The 25,914-nt window shown below is 61.0% G+C and carries 24 protein-coding genes and 1 pseudogene; 14 read left to right on the top strand and 11 right to left on the bottom strand.

Annotation, left to right across the window (positions count from 1 at the left end):
- Positions 1-34: 34 nt before the first annotated feature.
- A pseudogene (locus NE852_RS07570) lies at positions 35-1,378 on the top strand (esterase-like activity of phytase family protein); the annotation flags it as partial.
- Between the two features lie 73 nt (positions 1,379-1,451).
- Here NE852_RS07570 and ppx read toward each other — a convergent pair.
- The 4 genes from ppx to NE852_RS07550 form a co-directional block, all read right to left on the bottom strand.
- On the bottom strand, positions 1,452-2,972 hold the full coding sequence (ppx, locus tag NE852_RS07565; RefSeq protein WP_008522229.1) for an exopolyphosphatase: 1,521 nt from the start codon (positions 2,970-2,972) through the stop codon (positions 1,452-1,454).
- A gap of 12 nt (positions 2,973-2,984) precedes the next feature.
- A complete protein-coding gene (locus NE852_RS07560) occupies positions 2,985-5,189 on the bottom strand; it encodes an RNA degradosome polyphosphate kinase (protein ID WP_008522231.1) in 2,205 nt (734 codons plus the stop codon).
- 65 nt (positions 5,190-5,254) lie between these two features.
- Positions 5,255-5,968 carry a DnaA regulatory inactivator HdaA gene (gene hdaA, locus NE852_RS07555; protein ID WP_008522233.1) on the bottom strand — a complete coding sequence of 238 codons (714 nt, stop codon included), beginning with the start codon at positions 5,966-5,968 and terminating at the stop codon, positions 5,255-5,257.
- Positions 5,961-7,085 (bottom strand): AI-2E family transporter, encoded by a 1,125-nt coding sequence (locus NE852_RS07550; RefSeq protein WP_258156360.1) that lies wholly within the window; start codon positions 7,083-7,085, stop codon positions 5,961-5,963. Before NE852_RS07550 ends, hdaA begins: the two co-directional genes overlap by 8 nt.
- A gap of 246 nt (positions 7,086-7,331) precedes the next feature.
- Here NE852_RS07550 and purM point away from each other — a divergent pair, with 246 nt between their 5' ends.
- Together purM and purN are read left to right on the top strand one after the other, a co-directional pair.
- Positions 7,332-8,405 carry a phosphoribosylformylglycinamidine cyclo-ligase gene (purM, locus tag NE852_RS07545; protein WP_258156359.1) on the top strand — a complete coding sequence of 358 codons (1,074 nt, stop codon included), beginning with the start codon at positions 7,332-7,334 and terminating at the stop codon, positions 8,403-8,405.
- Positions 8,402-9,073 carry a phosphoribosylglycinamide formyltransferase gene (purN, locus tag NE852_RS07540; protein WP_258156358.1) on the top strand — a complete coding sequence of 224 codons (672 nt, stop codon included), beginning with the start codon at positions 8,402-8,404 and terminating at the stop codon, positions 9,071-9,073. Before purM ends, purN begins: the two co-directional genes overlap by 4 nt.
- 80 nt (positions 9,074-9,153) lie before the next feature.
- Here purN and NE852_RS07535 read toward each other — a convergent pair whose 3' ends face one another.
- Together NE852_RS07535 and NE852_RS07530 are read right to left on the bottom strand one after the other, a co-directional pair.
- On the bottom strand, positions 9,154-9,723 hold the full coding sequence (locus NE852_RS07535; RefSeq protein ID WP_258156357.1) for a hypothetical protein: 570 nt from the start codon (positions 9,721-9,723) through the stop codon (positions 9,154-9,156).
- Between the two features lie 315 nt (positions 9,724-10,038).
- Positions 10,039-11,208 (bottom strand): alpha-D-ribose 1-methylphosphonate 5-triphosphate diphosphatase, encoded by a 1,170-nt coding sequence (locus NE852_RS07530; RefSeq protein WP_258156356.1) that lies wholly within the window; start codon positions 11,206-11,208, stop codon positions 10,039-10,041.
- Positions 11,209-11,441: 233 nt separating this feature from the next.
- Between NE852_RS07530 and NE852_RS07525 the strand changes: the two genes are divergently transcribed.
- Together NE852_RS07525 and NE852_RS07520 are read left to right on the top strand one after the other, a co-directional pair.
- Positions 11,442-12,062, top strand: coding sequence for a PadR family transcriptional regulator (locus tag NE852_RS07525; RefSeq protein ID WP_008522242.1), 621 nt, complete (start codon positions 11,442-11,444; stop codon positions 12,060-12,062).
- A 4-nt stretch (positions 12,063-12,066) separates the two neighbouring features.
- Entirely contained in the window at positions 12,067-13,365 is a 1,299-nt protein-coding gene (locus NE852_RS07520) for an NAD(P)/FAD-dependent oxidoreductase (RefSeq protein ID WP_008522243.1), read from the top strand.
- Between the two features lie 42 nt (positions 13,366-13,407).
- Here NE852_RS07520 and NE852_RS07515 read toward each other — a convergent pair whose 3' ends face one another.
- Positions 13,408-13,998, bottom strand: coding sequence for an NUDIX domain-containing protein (locus NE852_RS07515; protein ID WP_037170569.1), 591 nt, complete (start codon positions 13,996-13,998; stop codon positions 13,408-13,410).
- Positions 13,995-16,199, bottom strand: a complete 2,205-nt coding sequence (locus tag NE852_RS07510) for a molybdopterin-dependent oxidoreductase (RefSeq protein WP_258156355.1) — start codon at positions 16,197-16,199, stop codon at positions 13,995-13,997. The genes NE852_RS07515 and NE852_RS07510 overlap by 4 nt, the downstream gene beginning before the upstream one ends.
- 16 nt (positions 16,200-16,215) lie before the next feature.
- On the opposite strand from NE852_RS07510, the gene NE852_RS07505 reads away from it, so the two are divergent.
- Together NE852_RS07505 and NE852_RS07500 are read left to right on the top strand one after the other, a co-directional pair.
- The gene (locus NE852_RS07505) at positions 16,216-17,085 is read left to right on the top strand and encodes a 23S rRNA (adenine(2030)-N(6))-methyltransferase RlmJ (protein WP_008522259.1); all 870 of its coding nucleotides are present in this window, start codon (positions 16,216-16,218) and stop codon (positions 17,083-17,085) included.
- 60 nt (positions 17,086-17,145) lie between these two features.
- Positions 17,146-17,742, top strand: a complete 597-nt coding sequence (locus NE852_RS07500) for a glutathione S-transferase (RefSeq protein ID WP_008522260.1) — start codon at positions 17,146-17,148, stop codon at positions 17,740-17,742.
- Positions 17,743-17,837: 95 nt separating this feature from the next.
- On the opposite strand, the gene NE852_RS07495 is transcribed toward NE852_RS07500, so the two are convergent.
- A complete protein-coding gene (locus NE852_RS07495) occupies positions 17,838-18,473 on the bottom strand; it encodes an outer membrane protein (protein WP_008522263.1) in 636 nt (211 codons plus the stop codon).
- A 365-nt stretch (positions 18,474-18,838) separates the two neighbouring features.
- Between NE852_RS07495 and NE852_RS07490 the strand changes: the two genes are divergently transcribed.
- The 5 genes from NE852_RS07490 to NE852_RS07470 all read left to right on the top strand — a co-directional run bounded on the left by NE852_RS07490 (position 18,839) and on the right by NE852_RS07470 (position 23,317).
- Complete coding sequence (locus NE852_RS07490) at positions 18,839-19,606, top strand: SDR family oxidoreductase (protein WP_008522265.1); 768 nt, start codon at positions 18,839-18,841, stop codon at positions 19,604-19,606.
- Entirely contained in the window at positions 19,603-21,642 is a 2,040-nt protein-coding gene (gene uvrC / locus NE852_RS07485; RefSeq protein WP_008522270.1) for an excinuclease ABC subunit UvrC, read from the top strand. Before NE852_RS07490 ends, uvrC begins: the two co-directional genes overlap by 4 nt.
- A gap of 110 nt (positions 21,643-21,752) precedes the next feature.
- On the top strand, positions 21,753-22,343 hold the full coding sequence (gene pgsA / locus NE852_RS07480) for a CDP-diacylglycerol--glycerol-3-phosphate 3-phosphatidyltransferase (RefSeq protein ID WP_008522272.1): 591 nt from the start codon (positions 21,753-21,755) through the stop codon (positions 22,341-22,343).
- The gene (moaD, locus tag NE852_RS07475) at positions 22,340-22,594 is read left to right on the top strand and encodes a molybdopterin converting factor subunit 1 (RefSeq protein WP_008522273.1); all 255 of its coding nucleotides are present in this window, start codon (positions 22,340-22,342) and stop codon (positions 22,592-22,594) included. Before pgsA ends, moaD begins: the two co-directional genes overlap by 4 nt.
- Positions 22,595-22,855: 261 nt before the next feature.
- Positions 22,856-23,317: a molybdenum cofactor biosynthesis protein MoaE gene (locus tag NE852_RS07470; RefSeq protein WP_008522275.1), complete on the top strand. Its 462-nt coding sequence runs from the start codon at positions 22,856-22,858 to the stop codon at positions 23,315-23,317.
- 1 nt (position 23,318) lies between these two features.
- Here the strand turns inward: NE852_RS07470 and NE852_RS07465 are convergent, their stop codons facing one another.
- Positions 23,319-24,215: a branched-chain amino acid ABC transporter permease gene (locus tag NE852_RS07465; RefSeq protein ID WP_008522277.1), complete on the bottom strand. Its 897-nt coding sequence runs from the start codon at positions 24,213-24,215 to the stop codon at positions 23,319-23,321.
- Between the two features lie 65 nt (positions 24,216-24,280).
- Between NE852_RS07465 and NE852_RS07460 the strand changes: the two genes are divergently transcribed.
- Together NE852_RS07460 and NE852_RS07455 are read left to right on the top strand one after the other, a co-directional pair.
- A complete protein-coding gene (locus NE852_RS07460; protein WP_008522279.1) occupies positions 24,281-24,826 on the top strand; it encodes a CGNR zinc finger domain-containing protein in 546 nt (181 codons plus the stop codon).
- Positions 24,823-25,326 (top strand): hypothetical protein, encoded by a 504-nt coding sequence (locus tag NE852_RS07455; RefSeq protein ID WP_008522281.1) that lies wholly within the window; start codon positions 24,823-24,825, stop codon positions 25,324-25,326. The genes NE852_RS07460 and NE852_RS07455 overlap by 4 nt, the downstream gene beginning before the upstream one ends.
- 86 nt (positions 25,327-25,412) lie before the next feature.
- Here NE852_RS07455 and ndk read toward each other — a convergent pair whose 3' ends face one another.
- Complete coding sequence (gene ndk, locus NE852_RS07450; protein ID WP_004680549.1) at positions 25,413-25,835, bottom strand: nucleoside-diphosphate kinase; 423 nt, start codon at positions 25,833-25,835, stop codon at positions 25,413-25,415.
- Positions 25,836-25,914: the final 79 nt, after the last annotated feature.

The following is a 25,914-nucleotide window of genomic DNA, read 5'->3' as shown; positions in this document are numbered from 1 at the left end:
CGGAAGGCATTCGCATCCGTTCCCGGGGGATATTATGAAGAACGTCCTTTTTGCTTCCGTATCGCTTTTCATCCTGATTGCGGGCTCCGCTTCGGCCGACCAGCAGGAGTTTCAGGCCAAGCTCGCCGGCCAGGCGATACTGCCTGCAAACACCATGGTTCCGGCTCCGGCCGACGCGCCTGAATTCCTCAAGCATGCCGGCAAGTTTACGACGCCGGACCGCAAGCGCACCGAAGCGCTCGGCACCGTGCCCGGCAAGGACGGCGCCCGTGTCACCGATCTGAAGCTCCCCTTCGATGGTCAGGCGATCCAGGGTTTCTCGGGCATCAAGACGATGGCCGACGGCACCTTCTGGACGCTGACGGATAATGGTTTCGGCTCGAAGGCCAATTCTTCGGATGCCATGCTCTTCCTGCACCAGATGAAGTTCGACTGGGCCGCCAACAAGGCTGAGGTCGTCAAGAACATCTTCCTCTCCGATCCGAACAAGATCGCTCCGTTCCCGATCGTGCTCGAAGGCACCGATAAGCGGTACCTCACCGGCGCCGATTTCGATATCGAATCAATCCAGCCGGTTGCCGACGGCTTCTGGCTCGGCGACGAATTCGGTCCCTACATCCTGAAGATCGACACCGACGGCCGCCTGACCGACGTCTTCCCGACGACGCTCGATGGCAAGCCGGTGCTTTCGCCCGACAATCCGCTGATCCAGCTGCCGGGCAACCCGACCGCAAAGATGCCGGTCTTCAATCTGAAACGCTCCGGCGGCTTCGAAGGCCTCGCCATGTCGAAGGACGGCTCCAAGCTCTATGGCCTGCTCGAAGGCGCCATCTACAAGGATGACGGCCAGATGGAATCGGTCGACGGCCACACCGCCGTTCGCGTCATCGAATTCGACGTCGCCTCCAAGAAGTGGACAGACCGCAGCTGGCTCTATCCGTTCGAGGACAAGGGCGTGTCGATCGGCGACTTCAACATGCTCGACGAGACCACCGCTCTCGTCATCGAGCGCGACAGCGGCGCCGGCACCAAGGACAAGGCCTGCGCCGACCCGAAGCAGCCGAAGCCGGATTGCTTCGAAGCTCCGGCCGAACTGAAACGCGTCTACAAGATCGAGTTCAACGACGCCAATTCCGGCAAGGCCGTCCGCAAGATCGGCTATATCGATCTCCTTGATATCAGGGATCCCGACAACAAGAAGAAGGCCGGCAGCAAGGATGGCGTCTACGACATGCCGTTCGTCACGATCGAAAACGTCGATCGCGTCGATGCCACGCACATCATCATCGGCAACGACAACAACCTGCCCTTCTCCGCCGGCCGCGCAGTAGATAAGGCCGACAACAATGAATTCAGCCTGCTTGAAGTTGGCGAGTTTTTTGAACGCGAAGTAATTCGGCGTTCTGGCAGGGAATACGAGGGGCGGCGCAAACAGTGCGCCGCAAATCAGGCTACTCGAACCTGAACGCCAGCCTCTTGTTCGTCAATCTCGAGAGCTGCTGCAGGCGGCCGTCCAGGCGTTCGCCGGCGAAGTCGCGGTACTCCGGGGGCACGACGAATTCGAGGTCGAAATCCGGGCTCGACGACCTGCGGAAGGTCAGATTCCTGACGATGCCGGGCATCGAGGCCGAGAAGAGGTAGACGACGCGCAACATGCCGCCGAGCAGCTTGGCGCGGTCGATGAGCTGGGCCGTGGCGATCTGTGCCAGCGGGCCGGTGGCGCCGTCGTCGTGTAGGCCCTCGAAACGATAATAATTCGTCAGCGCGATGAAGGCGCGGCCGGGGTGGCTGATGCCGACGAAAGAGGAATGGGCGATGACGTTCAGCGCCTGCAAACCGCGATAGTCGGGATGAGCGCGCCAGCTGATATCGGCGAGCAGACAGGCCGCCTGCCGATAACGGCTTTCTTCTTCGGTTTCCTGGACGTCGAAGAAGGGCATCATCCGGCCCGTCCATTCCGCCAGTTCACGCGCATGCTCCGGCGAGCGGGCACGCAGGATCGCCAGTTCGCCCGCCGCTGCAAGCAGCGGATCGAGGCGACGTTCGGACTCCGACAGCAGTGAATAAAGATAGCCCTCGCGCACACCCTGCGCGGAGAAGGAAATCACCGAGGGCTTCATCGCGCTCAGCACTTCCTTCATGGCGACTGCGCCAAACGGCAGCAGCGAACGGCGGTGCTTGGAAACGGCCTGCAGCGCCGGCTCCTTGGAGTCGCGCGCGGTCGCCACCTGTTCGAGGAACAGCATGATGGCGTCGAGCGACACCTCATAACCCTGCATCATATGCAGCGGATAATTGGTGATCTCCATGTGCAGCTTGGCGATATTTCGCCAGGTGCCGCCGACGGCGTAGAAGGTGCGCCCCTCGCCTTTCGCCAGCAGCTTCGCCGTTTTCACCTGCTTGCGGGCAAAGGTCCGGGCCTTGGAAAGCGAACCGCCGGCATATTCCGACAGGCGCAGGCCGCCGAGCGGCAAGGTGATGCCCTTGCCGACCTCCTTGCCCTTGATGTCGATCAATTCAAGCGAGCCGCCGCCGAGATCGCCGGCAATGCCATCGGGATTGAAGAAGCCGCTGATGATGCCGAGCGAGGCGAATTTCGCTTCCTCCTCGCCTGACAGCACGCGGACATGGCGCTGCAGGATCGTCTCGGCCTGATGAATGAAATCAGGACCGTTGCTCGCCTCGCGCGCGGCGGCCGTCGCCAGAACATACATGGTCGAGGCGCGCGCCTGATCGGATAGAGCCTTGAAACGATGCAACGCCGCCAGAGCCCGGCCGACGCTCTCCTCATCCATCTTGCCGGTGAGGGCTATGCCCCTACCGAGGCCGCAAAGGACCTTTTCGTTGAAGAGGATGGTGGGAGAACGGGACAAGCCTTCGTAGACGACCAGACGAATGGAATTCGATCCAATGTCGACGACGGAGACCGGGGCGATTCCCGGAAGGCGCCCCTGGGCTTCAGATTCAACCATTTAGGTCCAGTTTTACTTGTTGTTGCGGCCTTCGAGCAGGCCTGCGATCAGCTTCGGCGCACTGGACTTCAAGGCTTCACCACGGCCCGACAGGCTCGGATTGGTCATGAAATACTGCTGCGCATTAAACGGTTCCTCGCCCCTGCGCACTTCCATGCGACGCGACGTACCGTCGGGCAATATCTCGTAGCTTTGTTGATTGTCAATCACGTTGCCGAGCATAATCTGTGACAAGACCTGCTCGTGAACGGTCGGATTCGTGAGCGGAACCATCGTTTCCACGCGGCGGTCGAGGTTTCTCGGCATCATGTCGGCCGAACCGATATAAACCAGCGCCTTGTCGGACGGCAGGCCGTGGCCGTTGCCGAAGCAGAAGATGCGGCTGTGCTCGAGGAAGCGTCCGACGATCGACTTGACGCGGATCTTTTCCGAGAGGCCGGGCACCTGCGGGCGCAGGCAGCAGATGCCGCGCACGACGAGATCGATCTCGACGCCGGCATGGCTGGCACGATAGAGCGCGTCGATGATGTCGGGATCGACGAGCGAGTTCATCTTCATCCAGATCGCCGCCGGGGCGCCGTTCCTGGCATGCTGGATCTCTTCCTCGATGTGACGCAGGATACGCGGGCGCATCGTGTAGGGCGAGATGGCGAGCTGCATGCCTTGCTCCGGCTCGCCGTAACCGGTGATGAAATTGAAGATGTTCGCCATGTCATGGGCGATGACGGGATTGCAGGTGAAATAGGAGAGGTCGGTGTAGATCTTCGCGGTGATCGGGTGGTAGTTGCCCGTTCCCAGGTGGCAATAGGTCCTGAGCTTGCCTTCCTCGCGGCGGACGACCATCGACATCTTGGCGTGGGTCTTGAGTTCGATGAAGCCGAAGACGACCTGCACACCGGCGCGCTCGAGATCGCGCGCCCAGCGGATATTCGCCTCTTCGTCGAAGCGGGCCTTGAGTTCGACCAGCGCCGTCACCGACTTGCCAGCTTCGGCGGCATCGATCAGCGCGCGGACAATCGGGCTGTCGTTGGAGGTGCGGTAGAGCGTCTGCTTTATCGCCAGGACGTCAGGATCGCGCGCAGCCTGGAGAAGAAACTGGACCACCACGTCGAAGGATTCGTAGGGGTGATGGACGACCATGTCCTTTTCGCGGATGGCGGCGAAGCAGTCGCCGGCATGTTCGCGGACGCGCTCTGGAAATCGCGCATTGTAGGGGAGAAACCTGAGATCGTCGCGCGGCGCCTTTGTGATCTCGGAGAGGGTGTTCAGCGCCAGAAGGCCCGGCAGAACGGCCACGCGGTTATCAGGAATGCTGAGCGCCTGGACAACGAACTGGCGCAATGAGGCCGGCATTTCCGAGTCGGTCTCAATGCGGATAACCTTGCCGCGGCGGCGGCGCTTCAACGCCGTTTCGAAGAAGCGGACCAGATCCTCGGCCTCTTCCTCGACTTCGATATCGCTGTCGCGGATGACACGGAAGGTACCGGAACCCTGCACCTCGTAGCCCGGGTAGAGCCGGTGGATGAAGATGTTGGCGACATCTTCCAGCGTGATGTAGCGGATCGTGGTCCCCTCGTCCGGCAAGCGGACGAAGCGGTCGAGCGCCGGCGGCAGGCGCAGCAGCGCCGTCATCGGCTCGCGGCCGCTCTTGCTGACAAGCTGCAGACCGATCGAGAAACCGAGATTCGGAATGAACGGGAACGGGTGGGCCGGATCGATCGACAGCGGCGTCAACACGGGGAAGATCGACTGTTCGAATTCAGCGGCCAGCCACTGGCGATCGGCATCGCTCAAGGCGCCGGGGCGCACGATCAGAATGTCTTCCTTGGCGAGATATTGCTGCAGGACGGCGAGTGAGGCCTGCTGCTCCATCTGCAGATGATCGATCTCCTGCAGGATCGAATCGAGCTGTTCGGCAGGCGTCTTACCGTCGGGGCTGCGGATGCCGATGTTCTGGCGCACCTGACCTTCGAGGCCGGCTACGCGCACCATGAAGAACTCGTCGAGGTTGGCGGCGGAGATCGACAGGAAGCGGACGCGCTCAAGCAGCGGATGCTCGGTGTTCAAAGTTTCTTCGAGGACGCGACGATTGAACTGCAGCCAGGAGAATTCCCGGTTGATGAAGCGCTCGGGACTCGTCAGCAATTCTTCCAACGGGGGGACGTTGTCATTGGTCTGCGGGAAGGCTTCCTGATTTTCTGCGACTGCGCTGTCCATGGTCCGCTTACCCCGTTTTCAATCGCGACGGCAATTATATCAGTTTCACGACGGAACTGTGACAGTCAATCGGCCGGTTCCGAATTTCCCAATTCATTCAATACTTCGGCAGCAAGAGACCGGGTGATTTTCGTGCCCCGTGATAGGGCCAGCCGGTCGAGCCTTTCGACGATCGTCTGGGCCGCATTCAGCGACCGCTCCATACGGTTAACGATATAGAGCACGAGTTTGTCATCTATATAAAGCTGCCGGTCGGCGAAGAGCTTGACTATCACCTGCGACAACAGCGCCTCGTCGGGCTCGCCGATCTCAACGACCGTGGCGGCCTTCAGCCGCGAACGCAGATCGGGCAGCAGAACCGGCCACGACATCGGCCAGAGGCGGCTTGTCATCAGCAGGCTGCTGCCGTTTTCGCGCACGCTGTTGATGACGTGGAAGAGCGCATTGTCGTCGAAGCCGAGGCGATCGGCATCCTCGAACAGCACCGGGCCGGCGGCGGCGGCAACCGCGGCGTCCGAGCCGAGCTCGGGATGGATGCTGACGGCGCCGCTCAATTCGCTCCAGATACGGGCGAGATGGGACTTTCCCGAACCGACGGGACCGGCGAGCACGACGACCGGCGACGGCCATGCCGGCCAGGCATCGACGATCGAAACGGCAGCGGCGAGACGCTCCGAAATCAGGAGGTCGTCACGGCCGCTTGCCGCATCGTGCGAAAAGGCCAAAGGCAGCTGCTCTCCGGCCTTGCGCTTCGGATCAGCGTTCTTCACGTCATTCATTGGGAACTGATTTCGTCTTCCGGGCGCGGGTGCTCGCAGACCCGCCAAAATAGAGATCGCTCTGAAGGTAGCGTGAAAGCGCAAAACGGACAAGGACGCCGACGGCCGCTGCCGCCGGCACGGCGACCAGAAGACCGACGAAACCGAAGAGCGCGCCAAAGGCAAAAAGCGCAAACATCAGCCAGACCGGATGCAGGCCGACGCTCGAGCCGACGAGCTTCGGCTGCAGGATATTGCCTTCCAGGAACTGGCCGCTGAAGAAGACGGCGAGCACCAGGCCGATCCAGAAATAATCTGGCCAAAACTGCACGATCGCCACGCCGATGGCGAGAACAAGCCCGACCATCGAGCCGACATAGGGAATGAAGCTGATCATACCGGCGAAGAGGCCGATCAGCAGGCCGAAATTCAGCCCGACGAGGGAGAGGCCGGCGGCATAATAGATGCCGAGGATGAGGCAGAGCGACCCCTGGCCGCGGATGAAGCCAGCGATCGCCTGGTCGATCTCCTTGGCGATCTGGCGGACCTCGCCGACATAATCACGCGGGATCCACTGGTCGACCTTGGCAACCATGCGGTCCCAATCGAGAAGGATGTAGAAGGCGACGACCGGGGTGACGACGAGCAGCGATATGACGTCGACAATCGCCTTGCCGGAATTCCAAATCTGCGCAAAGAGGCCGGTGAGGAAACCCATGCCTTCGGAGAGGATGGCGGAGAGATTGTCCTTGATCGTGCCGGCCTGGCTTTTGACCCAGTCCGGCAGCAGCGAATTCTGCGTCTGGGTGATGAACTGCTGCAACTGGCTGATATAACCCGGCAGCCGACCGGCGAAATCGTTGAACTGGCTGATGAGCACCGGAATGAGGATCATCAGCGCCAAGGCGAAAACGATGACGAAGGCAACGAGGATACCGACCGTCGCCATCATGCGGCTCAGTCCCAGGCGCTCCAGCCGATCGGCCACCGGATCCAGGAAATAGGCGATCGCCATGCCGGCGATGAAAGGCAGCAGGATCGAGCTGAAGACATAGAGAAAGGCGATGAAGAAGACGAGCACGGCCAGCCAGAAGAAGATCTGGCGCTTGAGACTGTTGCCGCTGACATGCTGTGGCATCGCTTCCCCGCTGATCGCTCGCCGCCGCCGAATGCCGCATCCGATCCGACGCGGCCATTCAGCACATAGGATGCAGGCGCAAAGATGGTCAACCCTGTTGCGCCAAATCCCGGAAAGGCTCAGGGAAGACGCGGGAAATTGGGGGCTTTTCCCATGCAGCGCTTGCATAAACGCCCCTGTCATGCAATTGCGACCGACAGATGACGCGGCATGTTAGCCGCCTGAAAATAGCCATCGGAGACCAGCATGAGCCAGTCTGGGAAAAACGGCCTGACCTACAGCGATGCGGGCGTCGACATCGATGCCGGCAACCTCCTCGTCGAGAAGATCAAGCCCGCGGTTCGCTCGACCCGCCGCCCCGGCGCCGACGGCGAGATCGGCGGCTTCGGCGGGCTCTTCGACCTCAAGGCCGCAGGCTTTACCGATCCGGTTCTCGTCGCCGCCAATGACGGGGTCGGTACCAAGCTGAAGATCGCGATCGACGCTGATTATCACGACACCGTCGGCATCGACCTCGTCGCCATGTGCGTCAACGATCTCGTGGTCCAAGGCGCCGAACCGCTGTTCTTCCTCGACTACTTCGCGACCGGCAAGCTCGATCCGGATCAGGGCGCTGCCATCGTCGGCGGCATTGCCGCCGGCTGCCGCGAAGCGGGCTGTGCGCTGATCGGCGGCGAGACGGCCGAAATGCCCGGCATGTATTCTTCCGGCGACTACGATCTGGCCGGTTTTGCCGTCGGTGCTGCCGAACGCGGCAAGCTGCTGCCATCAGGCGATATCGCCGAGGGCGACGTGATCCTCGGGCTTGCCTCATCCGGCGTCCACTCCAACGGTTTCTCGCTGGTGCGCAAGATCGTCGAACTGTCCGGCCTCGGCTGGGATGCGCCGGCGCCGTTCGTCGAAGGCAAGAAGCTTGGCGAAGCGCTGCTCGAGCCGACCCGCATCTATGTGAAGCCGCTCCTGAAGGCGATCCGCGAGACGGGTGCGCTGAAGGCGCTTGCCCACATCACCGGCGGCGGCTTCCCTGAGAATATTCCGCGCGTGCTGCCGAAGCATCTGGCCGCCGAGATCGATCTTGCGGCCGTCAAGGTACCGCCAGTGTTTTCGTGGCTCGCCAGGACGGGCGGCGTCGAGGCCAAGGAAATGCTGCGCACCTTCAACTGCGGCATCGGCATGATCGTCGTCGTCGCCGAAGAGAATGTCGCCGCCGTGTCGACGGCACTCGAAGCCGAAGGCGAAAAGGTCGTCACGCTCGGCCGCATGATCGCCCGCGACGAAGGCGCTGCCGGCACAGTCTACAAGGGCACGCTTGCCCTATGAGCACGCCGCGCAAACGCGTCGTCGTCTTCATCTCAGGTGGCGGCTCCAACATGATGGCGCTGGTCGCTGCGGCCAAGGCTGCCGACTATCCGGCCGAGATCGTCGGCGTGATCTCCGACAAGGCGGATGCCGGAGGGCTTGCCAAGGCAGCCGCCGAAGGCATCGCCACCTTCGCTTTCCCCCGCAAGGATTATGCCAGCAAGGATGCGCATGAGGCTGCGATCTTTGCCGCGCTCGATACGCTTTCACCTGACATCCTCTGCCTGGCAGGCTACATGCGGCTGCTGACGGCGACCTTCATTCAACGTTATGAAGGCCGCATCCTCAACATCCACCCTTCCCTGCTGCCGCTGTTTCCGGGCCTGCACACCCATCAGCGCGCCATCGACGCCGGAATGCGGATCGCCGGCTGCACCGTGCATTTCGTCACCGAAGGCATGGACGAGGGTCCGGTGATCGGCCAAGCCGCTGTCCCGCTCCTTTCCGGCGACACGGCCGAAAGCCTTGCCGCGCGCGTACTCACCGTGGAACACCAGATCTATCCGCAGGCGCTGCGGCTCTTTGCTGAAGGCCGAGTGACAATGGAAGGCGGTAAAGCTATTGGCAACGAGGCTTCGGCCGTCGCGCCCAAGGCTCAGCTCATCTCGCTGATCGGGGACTGCGGTTAGACACTACGCTGCTATCTGCACTAAGCAGGTTGCTTTTCCTCAACGGGATCGCATCACCAGTTCAGACAAATAAACATGCGCTATTCTCCGGCTATGAAATCGTTTCGGGAAAGCTGAAAAGCAAAGGGAAGCCTTTTGAAAGGACCGCTGCTTGTGAATGCAGCTTGGCGCTTTCTGGCCCACTCTTCGAAGAAGCCTTGCCCAAGGACTCGTTCGACGATGCCCTCAGTTTTAGCCTCATCAGTGATGGCGAGTTTGATGGATACAAGTCGATACCCTGAGCCAAACGATGCCTCAAGATTTCCCAGATCGACTTTTTGTGCCGTTGCGGGATCGGATAGATCCGAAAACGTTACCAACGCCGGATAAGAAGACCTTGGAACGTCCCTCGTCTGTCTCAACCGCTCCAAGTGATCGTTTTGTGCTCTGATTTCTTCACGAAGGCTCGCGGCATTTCCTGATCTGCTAAGAGGCGGCCTGAAAACCTGCTCGCTCGCCAAACCATCATATATTTTCGGAAGCACGAAGATGTATCTACTTGGAGCAAGCTCCACGACGACCGCTTCACCAGCGAGATCGCTGCTGAATCCACCGCCGCTGTCACCCAAACGAGCCCAACTAGGACTTTCGGACCAGCCGACGCTTTGCACGGACTCTCCCACGCGCCTCCCAGTGGGCGTTTCCACAACCACAATTATTTTCTGGTTCCAACGCCACGAATGGAAGCCAAACGCGTCGCATCCACCGAGGAGCGCCGGCTGAAGAAGGACCGCCAGAATGGCCGCATGGCGCCGTATGGGCATAAGCGTCTCGCGCAAAGTTAGATCATTCCAGAATATTGCATAAAGGCATCATCCTGGAGACCCTCAAGCAGAAGCCGCCTTTATGGCAATTACGTCTAACAACACAACCGCTGCACGCATTGCAAGGCCCTGCCACCCAGCGAGAATCAGATTCTTTAAAAGCTAAGCCGCCAGCGCCCGCAGCGGATGCAGCGTCCCGTCGCTGTAGACGAAGCGGCCGGCGTGGAAGGTGGCGCGAATGCGATTGATGTCACCCGGCTCGACCGCCACCAGATCGGCGCGCTGGCCGATGGCGATCTCGCCTCGATCCATCAGGCCGGCGGAGCGGGCGGCGTTGGCGGTCGCCATGGCGACGGCGGCCGGCAGGCCGCCTTCCACCGTGTCGGCGAGCTTGAAGATGCCGGGCACGAAGGCGGCCGGATGGTAATCGGCGGCGATGACGCTGAGCAGGCCGGCCCTGGCGGCATCGAGGGCGCTGAGATTGCCGGACATCGACTGGCCGCGGAGCGCATTCGGGGCGCCCATCAGCGTCCAGAGGCCGCGACGGCGTGCCTCTTCGGCCGCAGGTGCGGTGACCGGAAACTCGCTGATGGTGACGCCGAGATCATGCATCTCGGCGACCTTTTCGACGCTGTCGTCGTCGTGTGAGGCGAGCGACAGCTTATGCTTCAGCGACAGCGCGACGATCTCCTTCAGCTTGGTCTCGATCTCGGGATTGTTGCGCATGGCGATGCGCTTGGCGACGATCTCGGCCGCCATCTCCTCGGAGATGGCGCGGCGTTCGGAAATGCTGAGGATATAGCTCTGCAGGTTATTGTACTGGCCCTGGCCCGGCGTGTGGTCGGTGAGCGAAACCATATCGATCTGGTCGGCATTCAGCAGCCGCTCGAGCGCCGGGGCCGCGCCGACGTTGGTGATCTCGTAGCGGGCGTGGACGCGATGGTCGATCAGGAGATCGTCGCGCAGCCGGTTGATGCCCTCGATCACGGCCGACGTCGTCTCCAGCGAGCGCACATGGCCGTAGACGCTTTCGGTCGCGAAGGAGACGGCAGCGAAGGCGGTCGTAACACCTGCGGCGGCAAGCTTCTTGTCGAGTTCGTGAATGCCGAAATCGATCGGCATATGCGCATTTGGCCGCGGTGCAATCTCTCGCTCGATCATGTCGCCGTGCAGGTCGACGAAACCGGGCATCAGCAGCCGCCCGCCACCATCGATGGCAGCACCGGCAAGCGGCTCCGCCCTGATCTCGGCGATGGCGCCGTCCTCAACACGCACGGAACCTTCGCTCACCACCTCGTTTGGGAGAACGAGGGTGAAATTGCTGAGCCACATGGGCTTTCTCCTGACGCATCCGATGAGTGACAAGCCGCAGCGGATAGAACCGCTTCGTGACAGTCGTATGAAATTTTGGGCCCTATTACCTTATCGCGGAAACTTGTGCTTGGGAAACGGCCGGATCGGCCGGCGACGGATTCACGGTCATCGGTCCAGCCCAGCATTGACCAGGAGCCCACAAATTCAGATCGCAGTTGAATAGTCATAAAATAACTAGTAATGATACGACCATGACAACAATCAAACGCTCCCCAATCGCGCTCGCCGTCCTTGCAATGCTCATTGAAGAGCCGCTGCACCCTTACCGAATGCAGCGGCTCATCAAGGAACGCGGCAAAGACGAGGTAATCAATGTCACGCAGAGGGCAAGCCTCTATCAAACAATCCAGCGGCTCGAACGCGAGGGTTTGATCACCCCCCAGAAAACGATCCGGGACGACAAGCGTCCCGAGCGGACCGTTTACGAGATCACCGACAAGGGCCGCGACGTCGCGCTGGAATGGATGCGGGCGATATTGTCGACCCTGACGCGGGAATATCCGGAATTTCCCGCAGCCATGTCATTTCTTCCTCTGCTTACGCCTGAGGATGTGGCGAGCCAGCTTGAGCTCAGGGCAAGAGCCATCGAGTCGGAGCTTCGACGGATCGACAAGGCTTTGCAGGAAGCGCAGGCCGTTCCAAGGCTCTTTCTTCTCGAGATGGAATATGTCCGAGCGCTTCATGCAACCGAATTGTCCTGGGTCAACAGCATTGTCGAGGACCTCAGGGCCCAGCGCATTACCTGGACGGAAGAGTGGCTGAGGCAGATCGCCGCCGCGTTCTCCATCGATCCCAACCTTAACGAGAGGTAGCACCATGAAGGTTTTGATTATCGGCGCCGGAACTGGCGGTTTGGCACTCGCGCATCTGCTCAAGCAAGCAGGGATAGGCATAGCGGTTTATGAGCGCGACCTTGCTCCGAACACCGACACCGGCGGTTATCGCGTCGGCATCAGCCCGGCTGGAAGCCGAGCGCTGAAAGCCTGCATCCCCGGCCACCTCTACGACCTCTATGTCGCCACCTGCGCCAGGTCGCCGCGCTATTTCAACATGCTCACCGAACAGCTGGGCGACGTGCTGAACTTCGATATCGATGATGCAGGCCCGAACGCTCTCGACGGTGAAAAGAACGTCATTCGAAAGACGCTGAGGCGGGTTCTGCTCAGAGGACTTGAAGACGACGTCTTCTTCGGGAAGAGGCTTCAAGATTATACAAGTAACGCCGACGGGTCGGTCACCGCTCGCTTCGAGGATGGAAGCCTTGCGACAGGCGATGTCCTTGTGGGTGCGGACGGCACGAACTCCGCGGTACGCAAGCAACGCTTGCCGGAAGCGCGTCTGGAAGACACGGGAATGCTATCGCTCGGCGGCAAACTTCCCATGACGGTCGAGACGAAAGCTCTGCTGTCGGACAAAATGTTCCGAGGCATGTCGCTGATCATGGCGCCGATGGGTTTCGGCGCAATCATTCACTCGCTGGAGTTCGCCTCTAGCCGAAGCGATCCCGATTTTGCTGCTCGCTGGCCGGATTTCGTCGAAGCACTCGACGAGGACAGCATCGGCTGGGGCATATGGGGCGCTCGGCAAAATTTCCCGCGGGACACGACCGGCCTCGGCGGCGAACAATTGAGAGACCTCGGCTTGGAGCTCACCCGGGACTGGCACCCGCACATGCGTGCTCTCATTCGCATGACGGAGCCTTCGACGATCCACGATGTCAAGATGAGGACCTCCGTTCCGCTGAAGCCCTGGACGAGTTCGAATGTCACTCTGCTCGGCGACGCCGTCCATACGATGACGCCCGGACGAGGCGCGGGCGCCAATACAGCGCTTCGCGATGCCGCTCTGCTTGGACGCATGCTGGTTGAAGCGGACCGAGGACGAAAGCCGCTCGTCGAAGCCATACATGCCTACGAAGTCGAGATGCTTCGCTATAGTACCGAAGCAGTCCAAGAATCGAAAAGGCAGCTGGATGCCAGCGGTCTGACCCATCGGCCGATCGTCGGCAGGCTTCAGCTCGCTGTCACGCGCGGCGTCATGCGCATCATCAACGCGGTGCCTGCACTGAAGCAGCGCGCGTTTCAGCAGATGATGCGAGTTCGCGGGGAAAACTAAACCGGTCGCGAATCAAGTCGATCCACCCGACCGCCTTACCCGCTATTGAAGCCTGCTCTTGTTCAACAGCGCCCACTGCAGCAGCACGATCGTCTTGGTGTCGAAGATTTCGCCGGTTTCGATCATCCGGGCGGCCTCGTCGAGCGGGATTTCAAGGACTTCGATATCCTCGTGCTCCTCGTCCAGGCCGCCGCCTTCCGCGACGCGATCGGCGGTATCGATCAAGGCCGTGAAGAAATGAACGACTTCGGTGATGGCGCCCGGCGTAGTATAGGTTTTGAAGAGGAAGCGTGCATCCCGCAGGCGATAACCAGTCTCCTCCATCGCCTCGCGGCGGATCGCCGCTTCGGGATGATCGTCGTCGAGGAGGCCGGCCGGCACCTCGATCATCCAGGCAGGATCGCCGTTGAGATGAACGGCGAGACGAAACTGGCGGACGAGAACGACGAGGTCGCGCTTGGGATCATAGAGCAGGATGCAGGCGGCGGGCGTGCGGTGATAGACTTCGCGCTTCAGCCGTTGAGTCGCACCCTTGCGGTCGATGTAGTCGAGCAAATAGCTGCTCAGCCGCGTCCACCCATTCGACAGCGTTTCCTCGCTGACGATCTTCACCCGTGATTTCGGCTGCATCATGCTGCGTCCCTGCGAAGCCAGACCTTGTTGTCATGCACGGCCGCGCCGCCATAGGGCGCGACCGGATCGGCGCCGGTCAGCACATTGATGCCCTCGCCGTCGACATGCGCGTTGTTTGGCCAGAGACCTTCGGCAATCAGCACGCCGGGCTTTACCTCATTGGTGACGCGGGCATGGATGCGCAGATCGCCGCGGCTGTTGCCGATGCGGACGAGATCGCCATGAGCGATGCCATCGGCCTCGGCATCAACGGGATTGATCATCACTTCGGGACGGCCTTCCTTCTGACGCGAGGTCTTCGTTTCGGAAAAGCTCGAATTGAGGAAGTTGCGGGCGGGCGACGTGGCGAGACGGAAGGGATGCTCGGGATCGGCGACTTCGATGACATCGACTTGATCGGGGAACGCGGGAAGTTCCGCGTGTGGCCCGAGCACGCCGATCGCGGCCGGCGGCTTGTTCGGGGCGGGATCGTTCACCCAATCCGGCCGAAAATGGAACTTGCCGTCCGGATGGGCAAAACCGTTCAGGAAATGCGCCTCTTCAAAAGCCGGCTGGCGGTCAAACCATTTGTGTTCGAGGAAATGGTCGTAATCCGGCAGATCGCTCGCCTTCAGGACACGGTCGATCATCTCGCGGGCGGTGAAGCCGAAGCCGGGGCGATCGGCGACGCCGAGGCGTTTTGCCAGTTCCTCGATGACGAAGAGGTTGGTGCGCACGGTTGGCGGCGGCTCAACGAGCTTCGGCCCCAGCAGGATATGGTTCTGGCCGCCGGCGCGATAAATGTCGTCGTGCTCGACGAACATCGTCGCAGGAATGACGATATCGGCGATATCGGCCGTCTCGGTCATGAATTGTTCGTGGACGGCGACAAAGAGATCGTCGCGGGCGAAGCCCCGCTTAACCAGGCGCTGCTCGGGAGCGATGTTGGCAGGATTGGTGTTCTGGATCAGCATCGCCGTCACCGGGCCGCGATGGCGCAGCGCCACCGGATCTCCGGTCAGCACCCGGCCGATCTGCGACTGGTCGAGCATGCGGATTTCGGCATCCTTCATCGGACGGCCGGTCAATTCCGCATTGTTCATGCGGAAAATATCGCTGTTCGAATGGAATGCCCCGCCGCCCTCATATTGCCAGGAACCGAGGACGGTGGCGATCGAGGCCGCCGCATGCATGGCGACCGCGCCGTTGCGCTGGCGGGTGAAGCCGTAGCCGAGGCGGAAAAAGGTCTTTTTCGTCGTGCCGACGAGACGAGCGAAGGCTTCGATCTCTTCGACCGAAAGGCCGGTGATACCGGCAGCCCATTGCGGCGTCTTCGTTTTGAGATGCGTTTCGAGACCAGCGGGATCGTCGGCATATCTCGCCATATATTCGCGATCGGCGTAGCCGTCGCGGAAGGCGACATGCATGACGGCGCAGGCAAGGGCTGCGTCGGTGCCGGGTCTCACGATCAATGCCATGTCGGCCTGCTTCATCGTCGGATTGTCGTAGATGTCGACGACGACGATCTTGGCGCCACGCTCCTTGCGGGACTTGATGGCGTGGGTCATCACATTGACCTGGGTCGAGACCGCATTGGTGCCCCAGATGACGACGCAATCGGTCCGGCCCATCTCACGCGGATCGGGCCCGCGCAGCGTGCCCGTCGCCATGGTGAAGCCGGTCCAGGCGGGATTGGTGCAGATCGACGAGAAGAAGCCGGAATAACGCTTGGCATGACGCAGGCGGTCGATGGAGTCACGCTGTACCCACCCCATAGTGCCGGCATAGAAATAAGGCCAGATGGCCTCGCTGCCATCCTTTGCCTCGGCCTTCACGAAAGCTTCGGCGATCTCATCAAGCGCGTCGTCCCAGGAAATCTGCTGCCACTGCCCTGCCCCTTTGGCGCCGGCGCGGCGCAAGGGATGCATCAGTCGGTCGGGATGGTAGAGCCGCTCGGCATAGCGGGCGACCTTGGCGCAAATGACGCCCGATGTATAGGAATGATCATTGGCCCCACGCACGCGGCCGATGCGGCCGTCCTCCGCGATCTCGACCTCGAGGGCGCAGGTGGAGGGACAGTCATGCGGACAGGCCGTGTGGCCAACCCTCTTGTCCGGCTTCGGGGATTTGGCGTGGATGGGGGTCGCAATGTTCATAGGCTTTGTATATTGCAAGGCTTGTACGGCCAAAAGCCACAAAAACTCCGGATAACGCGAATTCATACGGGCATCAGCGAAAATGAACTACCGCCATATCTATCATGCGGGCAATTTTGCCGATGTGCTGAAACATGCCGTGCTGGCGCGGCTGATCCGTTACATGCAGAAGAAGGACGGAGCCTTCCGCGTGCTCGACACGCATGCCGGCATCGGGCTCTACGACCTCTCCTCGGAAGAAGCGCAGAAAACCGGCGAATGGCTCGAGGGCATCGGCAAGCTGATGGAGGCGGAACTCGGACCTCAGGTTTCCGAATTGCTGGAGCCCTACCTCTCGGCAATCCGCGAACTCAATCCTGAGGGCGGCATCCGCTTTTATCCCGGATCGCCGAAACTTGCCCGGATGCTGTTCCGGCCGCAGGACCGGCTGTCGGCGATGGAACTGCATCCCGAGGATTACGCACGCCTGCATCGGCTGTTCGAGGGCGATCACCACGTCCGCATCACCGAACTCGATGGCTGGCTGGCACTCGGCGCGCATCTGCCGCCGAAGGAGAAACGCGGCATCGTGCTCGTCGATCCGCCCTTCGAGGAGGAAGACGAATACCAGCGCCTGGCCACGGGACTGGAAAAGGCCTACCGCCGCTTTCCCGGCGGCACCTACTGCCTGTGGTATCCGCTGAAGAAGGGCGCGCCGATCAAGGAATTCCACGAAACGCTGCAGGCGCTCGACATCCCGAAGATGCTCTGCGCCGAACTCACCGTGCGCAGTGACCGCGGCATCACCGGCCTGACCGGCTCCGGCCTCGTCATCGTCAACCCGCCCTTCACGCTGAAAGACGAGCTGCACCAGATGCTGCCGGCGCTGAAGGATCATCTGGCGCAGGACCGTTTCGCCTCGCACCGCGCCTTCTGGCTGCGCGGTGAGAACAAGACCGTCAAGGACGATTGACCGGGCAAGCGGCATCGGGAATAGTCCGCGGCGCAGGTTCACAACCCAGTCAGGTGTCCCATGAAGCTCCTCTGCTCCCCCGCCTCGCCCTATTCCAGCAAGGTGCGGATGGCCGCGCATTCCCTGGGCCTCGAGTTGAACACCATTCGGGTCGATACCAACACCGGACCGGCGATCTTGGTGGACAACAACCCGCTCGGCAAGATCCCGACGCTTCTGACCGATGACGGGACCTCGATATTCGACAGCGTCGCGATCATGCATTATTTCGACCGGCTGACGAAAGGCGGGCTTTACCCCTCCAAGAAGAGCAAGCGCACCGATGCGGAAGTCCTCGAAGCGCTCTGCGACGGCATTTGCGACTGCCTGCTGGCGATCGTCTACGAGCGCCGCTTCCGTGACGAGGAGAAGGTTCATCAGCCCTGGATTGACCGGCAATGGAAGAAGGCGACGGCGGGGCTCGCCCATCTCGGCGCCAAGCCGCCAAAGCTCGGCAAGAGACTGAACGGCGGACATTTCGCACTCGCCGCCACGCTCGACTATCTCGACCTGCGCTTCAAAGACCAGTGGGAAGCCGATCATGCGCCACTGATCGACTGGCTGGCACAGTTCGAAAAGAAATTCCCCGCCCATCGCGAGCTCAAAGCCAGCGCCTAATGCGAAGACCGGGATCAAATGCATGCAAACGACGAGCGAACAGCAAAAAGCCGGGCAAAGTGCCCGGCTTCTTTATATTTGCATGGCCAGTCGGCTTAGAACTTGACGCCGATACCGAGCTTGACGCTGTTCTCGTCGTAACCGCGAGAGAAGCTGCCGGAGTCGAGGTTGTAGTCCTTGCTCTGGTAGTCGGTGTAGCGATATTCCAGGCGCGTCGTGATGTTGTTGGTCACGAAGGCTTCGACGCCGGCGCCGACCGTATAGCCGTAGGCCGTCTTGCTTTCAGACGAAGTGTCGTCGGAAACCTTGACGTTGCCGAGGGCAAGACCAGCGGTGCCGTAGAGCAGGAAGGGGTTCATGTCGTACCCGACGCGACCACGGACGGAGCCGTTCCAGCCATACTTGTTCTTTACGCCGCCCGAGGAGACGTCGTCGCCGCTGTAGCCGAGGTCGGATTCAACGCCGTAAACGATCTGGCCCTGCTGCCAGTTGTAGCCGGTGAAAACCTGGCCGCCGAAACCGTAGGTGTGACGATCGGAACCGAAGTTACCCATGTTATAGGTGCCGGCGCCGCCGAGATAGAAGCCCTCCCAGCTACCGGCCGGCTTGACCGGGGCGTCCTGGGCGACCGGTGCTTCCGGAACCTGATCAACGGCGTCAGCCGCCTGAGCTACCGAAACGCCCGCAATCGCAAAAGCGGAGGCCATGAGGCCAGCAATGAGTACACGCATACTTTTCTCCTTTCAGTCCCGCGCCGCTTATCATCTGTCTCTCAGCGAAGCATTGGCGGGAAAATTGCCAGATGTCCCTTCCGGATCGAGACTGAAATTGGAACTGAAATGCGGATTTGAAAGAGCCAAATTGTGATATCATTGTGGCTGCCGCATGGCTGAAATTCGATGTTGCTTGCGCGCAACATACGATTCATTAACCCTACTTAAGAGTTAATTTGCAAATACTTATTTTAAGAAATCGCATTCTTAAATAATACATAGAATATCTAGCTCGCCGGCGCAACGGCAGGGGCCTATTTATATAATCTCCACCCGCGCCTATATAGTCTGCAAACAGACTCGCGGCATCGGAAAGCAAGATTTTGAACCACAAAAGACTTCGCTCGGCTCTCGTAACGGGGGCTGCCAAAAGAATAGGCCGGGCAATCGCCGAAGACCTTGCTGCAAATGGCTTTTCCGTCGCGATCCATGCGAACGGCTCCCTTGGCGAAGCCGAGGAACTGGTGACGGAATTGCGGCGAAACGGATATCGGGCGGTCGCGTTGCAGGCCGACCTTACCGATATCGGCGAAACTACGGAGCTGGTCGCGAAGGCCTCTGAAGCGCTCGGGCCGCTCGATCTGCTCGTCAACAATGCGTCGGTCTTCCAGCATGATTCCGCGCGTAATTTCAACGCCGCCACATGGGCGCTGCACTTCGACCTGCATGTGCGTGCACCTTCCATTCTTGCGGCAGCCTTCGCGCAGCAGATGCCCCCTGAGGCAGCAGGGTTGATCGTCAACATCATCGATCAGCGGGTCTGGGCGCTGAGGCCCAGCTTCTATTCCTATACGCTCTCCAAGTCCGCGCTGTGGACGGCGACGCAAACGCTTGCCCAGGCATTGGCGCCGCACATCCGCGTCAATGCCATCGGACCCGGCCCCTCGATCCCGAGCGAGCGGCAGGCGCAGGAGGACTTCCAAGCGCAGGTTTCAGCCCTTATCTTGCAGCGAGGGCCGGCACTGGAGGAATTCGGACAAACGATTCGCTTCCTTTACGACACGCCCTCGATCACCGGCCAGATGATTGCCCTCGATGGCGGCCAGCACCTTGCCTGGCAAACGCCCGATGTGGCGGAGATTACGGAATGAACGGACGAAAGCTGCCGGATGGCGGCGTTCTCTACGACGATACGGATGAGAGCGAAGACGATATCGAGGTGGAAGGCGACGTTTCCGTCTCGCCCCCTGCGGCTGTGGTCGACTGGAACGCGGGCAGTCTCAACGAGACCGGGCTCGTCGGCGCCGAACTGATCGGCGAATTCGTCAAGCGGCTGCCGAACAGCCCCGGCGTCTACCGCATGTTCAATGCCGAGGGCGACGTGCTCTATGTCGGCAAGGCGCGCAGCCTGAAGAAGCGCGTCGGCAATTACGCCGTCGGCCGCGTGCATTCCAACCGCATCGCCCAGATGGTGCGCCAGACGGCGAACATGGAATTCGTGACGACTCGCACGGAAACCGAGGCGCTGCTTCTGGAAGCGAATCTGATCAAGCGCTTACGGCCGCGCTTTAACGTGCTGCTGCGCGACGACAAATCGTTTCCCTATATCCTCATTACTGGGGATCACCGGGCGCCCGCCATTTTCAAGCATCGCGGTGCTAGGGCGCGAAAGGGCGATTATTTCGGACCATTCGCTTCGGCCGGCGCGGTCGGGCGCACGATCAATTCACTGCAGCGCGCCTTTCTGATCCGCACCTGCACTGACAGCGTCTTCGAAACGCGCACCCGCCCCTGCCTGCTTTACCAGATCAAGCGTTGTTCCGGGCCTTGCACGCACGAGGTCAGCGACGAGGGTTACGGCGAACTGGTTCAGGAGGCGAAGGACTTCCTGTCCGGCAAGAGCCAGAAGGTGAAGGCGCATATGGCCGAAGCCATGAACCAGGCGGCAGAGGATCTCGATTTCGAACGGGCAGCGATCTATCGTGATCGCCTGGCGGCACTTTCCCACGTCCAGAGCCACCAGGGCATCAATCCGGCCGGCGTCGAGGAGGCTGACGTTTTCGCCATCCATCACGAAGGCGGCGTCTCCTGCATCCAGGTCTTCTTCTTCCGCACGGGTCAGAACTGGGGCAACCGCGCCTATTTCCCGAAGGCCGACCCGCAACTATCAAGCGCCGAAGTGTTGAATGCCTTCCTCGCGCAGTTCTACGACGACAAGCCCGTGCCGAAGCAGATCATGCTGTCGGAGACGGTCGAGGAGCTGGAACTGCTCGCCGCAGCGCTCAGCGAAAAGGCCGGCCACAAGGTTTCCATCCTCGTACCGCAGCGCGGCGAGAAGCGCGATCTCGTCGAGCACGTCGTCGGCAATGCGCGCGAAGCGCATGGACGAAAGCTTGCCGAGACGGCGTCGCAGTCACGTCTGCTCGAAGGCTTCAAGGAAACCTTCGGACTTGCCTATGCGCCGCAGCGCATCGAGATCTACGACAACTCTCATATCATGGGCACCAATGCCGTCGGCGGCATGGTGGTGGCGGGGCCGGAAGGCTTCGTGAAAAACCAGTACCGAAAGTTCAACATCAAATCGACCGACATCACGCCCGGCGACGACTTCGGCATGATGAAGGAAGTCATGACGCGGCGGTTCTCGCGACTGATCAAGGAGGAAGGCATTCCCGACCGGACGGCGCAGCCCGCCGCTTCCGACGCAGCCGACATGCCCTTCCCCGCCTGGCCCGACGTCATCCTCATCGACGGCGGCCAGGGGCAGATGACCGCGGTGCGCGCGATCCTCGCCGAGCTCGGCATCACCGACAGCGTGACCGCGATCGGCATCGCAAAGGGCGTGGACCGCGATGCCGGGCGCGAGCGCTTCTTCCCGCCGGGACGCGAGAGCTTCACGCTGCCGCCGCGCGATCCGGTGCTCTACTTCATCCAGCGCATGCGCGACGAGGCGCACCGTTTCGCGATCGGCTCGCACCGGGCGCGGCGAAAGAAGGAAATGGTCAAGAACCCGCTCGATGAGATCGGCGGCATCGGCCCATCACGCAAACGCGCGCTGCTCCAGCATTTCGGCACGGCGAAGGCGGTTTCGCGTGCCGCCCTGTCCGACCTGATGACGGTGGAAGGCATATCGGAAGCCGTCGCCAGGCAGGTCTATAACCATTTCCACGACGACGCCGCGAAATAACCGGCGTCCGTCGCAAATTCCACGCAAAGGCCGCGAAAAGACAGAAAGAATGTTGACGGTCCGCAGCCAAAGCCGTCATCTACCCACGCATCAATTCAGAGAATGATCCCATGGCATCGCGTGCGTACAGCATTCCCAACCTTCTGACCTACGGCCGCATCCTCGCCGTGCCGCTGATCGTTCTCTGCTTCTTCGTCGAGGGCAGGCTGTCGATCAGCAATACGGCGCGCTGGGTGGCGCTGTGGATCTTCATCATCGCCTCGATCACCGATTTCCTCGACGGCTATCTCGCGCGCATCTGGAACCAGACCTCGAATATCGGCCGCATGCTCGATCCGATTGCCGACAAGCTGCTGGTCGCCTCGATCCTGCTGCTTGTTGCGGCCGATCAGACCATCGCCGGCTGGTCGATCTGGGCGGCGATCATCATTCTCTGCCGCGAAATCCTGGTTTCGGGCCTGCGCGAATATCTGGCGGCGCTGAAGGTCAGCGTGCCGGTGACGCGGATCGCTAAGTGGAAGACGACGCTACAACTCGTCGCCATCGCCTTCCTGCTTGCCGGCCCCGCTGGTGACGAGATTTTCCCCTATACGACGCAGACCGGCATCGCGCTCCTGTGGATCGCGGCACTGCTGACCATCTATACCGGCTACGATTATTTCCGCGCCGGGCTGAAACATATCGTGGATGACGAAGAATGACGCGGCTTGTCTATTTCGCATGGGTGCGAGAGCGCATCGGCAAGGGCGAGGAGGAGATCGACCTCCCCTCCTCCGTCATCACCGTCGCCGATCTCCTGAATCATTTGAAGACGCTGGGCGAAGAATATGAGACGGCGCTTCAATATCCCGAGGTGATCCGCGTAGCGCTCGACATGGAGCATGTCGAGCATGACGAGCCGATTGGCGCTGCACGGGAGATCGGGATATTTCCGCCGATGACGGGGGGATGAGACAGTGATGGTGGTGCTGTGTCGCTACCCCCCTCTGTCCTGCCGGACATCTCCCCCACAAGGGGGGAGATTGGCTGGAAGCACGAACCTCCCCAACCAATCAACCACGCAGCCCGGCAAAGCTGTAGATGGGCGCGGTGGTCAAGCCGCCCGTAATCTCCCTCCTTGTGGGGGATATGTCCGGCAGGGCAGAGGGGAGGTAGCAGGGCACGCCCTCGCTATAGCCTCCGCCACGGCATCAAAACAATTGGCGATGTTATCATGACCATCACCCCCACCATTCGCGTCCAGCGCGAAGACTTCGACCTGCAGGCCGAGGTCGACCTGCTCTCCAAGGGCAAGCCCGGCATCGGCGCCATCGTCACCTTCACCGGCCTCTGCCGCGATGAGGGTGGCACGCTTGCAGCCCTCGAACTCGAGCATTATCCCGGCATGGCCGAAGCCGAGATGACCCGTATCGGCGAACTCGCCATCGAGCGCTTTGGCCTTCTCGGTCTGACCGCCATCCATCGCTACGGGAAGATCGCAGCCGGCGACAACATCGTGCTCGTCATCGCGGCCGCGCCGCACCGGCAGGCGGCGTTCGATGGCGCCAATTTCGTCATGGATTTCCTGAAGACTGCGGCTCCCTTCTGGAAGAAGGAGCACGGCAAGGACGGCGCCGCCGGCGACTGGGTCGCGGCGAGAGACGCCGACGACGCGGCGCGCGACAAATGGAAGTAAGCTAAAGAACCACACGCTCACGGCGGCTCATGACCAGCAGTAGCACGAGCAGCGAGAAGATAACGAGATCCCGCCATATGAAGGGTCCGTAGGCGCCCCACAGCGTTTCGACGACGGCAAGGCCGGCGGCGCCACCCGCCGAACGCAGCGGATCGGAATAGCCGCCGACAGCGGCGATCAGCAGCACCTTCAGCCCGAACATCAGGCCGGCGCCGAAATCCATCGAGCCGTAATAGAAGGTCGCGAGGATGCCGCAGATCGTGGCGACGAGGCTAGCTGCCGCATAAGCGACGAGAAAGACGCGATTGGAACTGGTGCCGCAGAGCTCGGCGGCGAGCGGATCATCGGTGACGGCGCGCCAGATGCGGCCCCAGGCCGTGCGCCTCAGGATCAGCGCGCCGATCGCGACGATGGCGCACATCAGCGCCGTATCGATCAGCTGGATATGGGTGAGTGTCACCTTGAACGGGCCGTCGCTCCAGAAGACCACTACGTCGTTCAGGAACGGCGGCAGCCAGATGGCCCGGGTATCGGCGGCAAGGCGCGCCGTCTCCATCAGCACGATCATCATGCCGAGGGCGGCGACGATGACCGTGTTCGGTGACTTCTTGACCAGCGGCATCATGATCGAGCGGCCGATCCATATGCCCGCCCCCAGCGAATAAACGATCGAGGCGCAGGCGCCGACGGCGAGAGCCGCCGGCAACACCAGCCAGAACCTGACATAGGCGAGTTCGGTAAAGAGCAGCAGGATCTGGCCGGAGAAAGCGAAGATCGCCCCATAGGTGATGTCGGCTCGTTTCGTCACGCCGAAGGCCACCGCATAGCCGAAGGCGAGCGCGGCATAGAGAGCGGCGAGCGGAACAGCATTCGCCAGCTGCTGCAAGAGATAGGCCATTCCAGACACTCCGGATCGTTGAAAATATAACTAGTAAAATGCGTTTAGCCAGTTATATTTTCAGCATGAGCTTTTCTTGGACCCCTCACCGCTTTGCGGGTGGCGCGCTGGCGCTCGATGTCGCCAACAGCGTCGTTCTGCGCCACGACGCCAAGCGGCGGATCGACCGTTTCGCGGTCCGGGACCAGATGCGCAGCTTTCCCAGCGCCGCCGCCGAATTCTGCGCCGAACGCGCCCTCTTCGGCAATGTCGCGCCGGTAGCCGCCGAACATGAGGTAGATTTTATCGCCCTGCGAGAAGCAATCGACCTCTATTTCCGCAAGCGTATACTTGATGGCGGCGACGACCGATTGCTGGCCGGATTGCTAGAGGCACTGGCGACGACGTTGCGTCATGCAAGCCCCGGCAGCCTGGCCGCGGCGACGGCCCATTCGGTGCTCCGGCTGATCGCTATGCCTGATCCGGAGCGCATGAAGATCTGCGGCAATTGCGGCTGGCTGTTCATCGATCGCAGCAAGAACAGGAGCCGCGCCTGGTGCGACATGGCGATCTGCGGCAACCGCGCCAAGGCGAACCGGCACTATCGCCGCAAGAAGGAGGAGACGCCATGAGGAAACATCTGATCGTAGCGGCGGCAGCAACAGGCCTTCTGCTGTCCGCCTGCCAGCGTCAGGCCGAAAACCTGGTCGAGGTCACCGGCCATCTCTTCGTCTTCAACTATCGCGTGGCGAGCGCCACCTATCTGCTGACGCTGAAGAAAACAGGCCCGATCCCCGACGGGTCGGTCATCATCGCCGAATTCGAAAACCCTCAAGGCGGCGATCCTCTGGTGCTGAACCAGAAAATCTATCCGATCGACGACAAGATCGCGCTGCAAAGCGAAAACCTGCACTGCGTGCGCAAGGACCGTCCCTACTCCGTCGGCGTCCGGCTGGTCGACAAGGACGGCAAGGTGCTGCAGGAACTGAAGACGCAGTTCCGATCCGACCTGGACCAGACCGTGCTGCCGAGCAAGCCGCTCGTCGTTGGTGCGCTTTATGACAAGAACCCTGAGGTCTTCAAGCCCGACGGTAGCGTCGATTTCTCGAACACCGACAAATGCCCTGTGTAGAAATGACAACGATAGAAAAAGCCGGAGCGTAGCCCCGGCTTTCGAGAGTCAATTCAAGGCATTATCGGCGAATGCCGAGCGTGGCTTCAGCCGACGATTTCGGTGTCGGAGAACCAGTACTTGATTTCCTGGGCAGCCGTTTCAGGAGCATCCGAGCCGTGAACGGAATTTTCGCCGATCGACAGAGCGTGAACCTTGCGGATCGTGCCTTCGTCAGCGTTTGCCGGGTTGGTCGCGCCCATGATCTCGCGGTTCTTGAGGATGGCGCCTTCGCCTTCCAGAACCTGGACGACGGTCGGGCCGGAGGTCATGCCTTCGACGAGTTCGCCAAAGAAGGGACGGTCCTTGTGAACGGCGTAGAAGCCTTCGGCTTCGCGACGGCTCATCCAGACGCGCTTGGAGGCGACGACGCGCAGGCCGGCATCTTCGAGCATCTTGGTGATGGCGCCCGTCAGGTTGCGCTTGGTTGCATCCGGCTTGATCATCGAGAAGGTGCGTTCAATCGCCATAGTCAAATCCTCTGTTTTCTCGGGAAAAGTGGGCGGTCTTTACCCGCCCCAACGCCCGAAAACAAGAGGCCGGCGGCAA

This window comes from Rhizobium sp. Pop5, from assembly GCF_024721175.1.
Lineage (GTDB): Bacteria > Pseudomonadota > Alphaproteobacteria > Rhizobiales > Rhizobiaceae > Rhizobium.
This window is presented reverse-complemented; position numbering and strand designations above follow the sequence as displayed.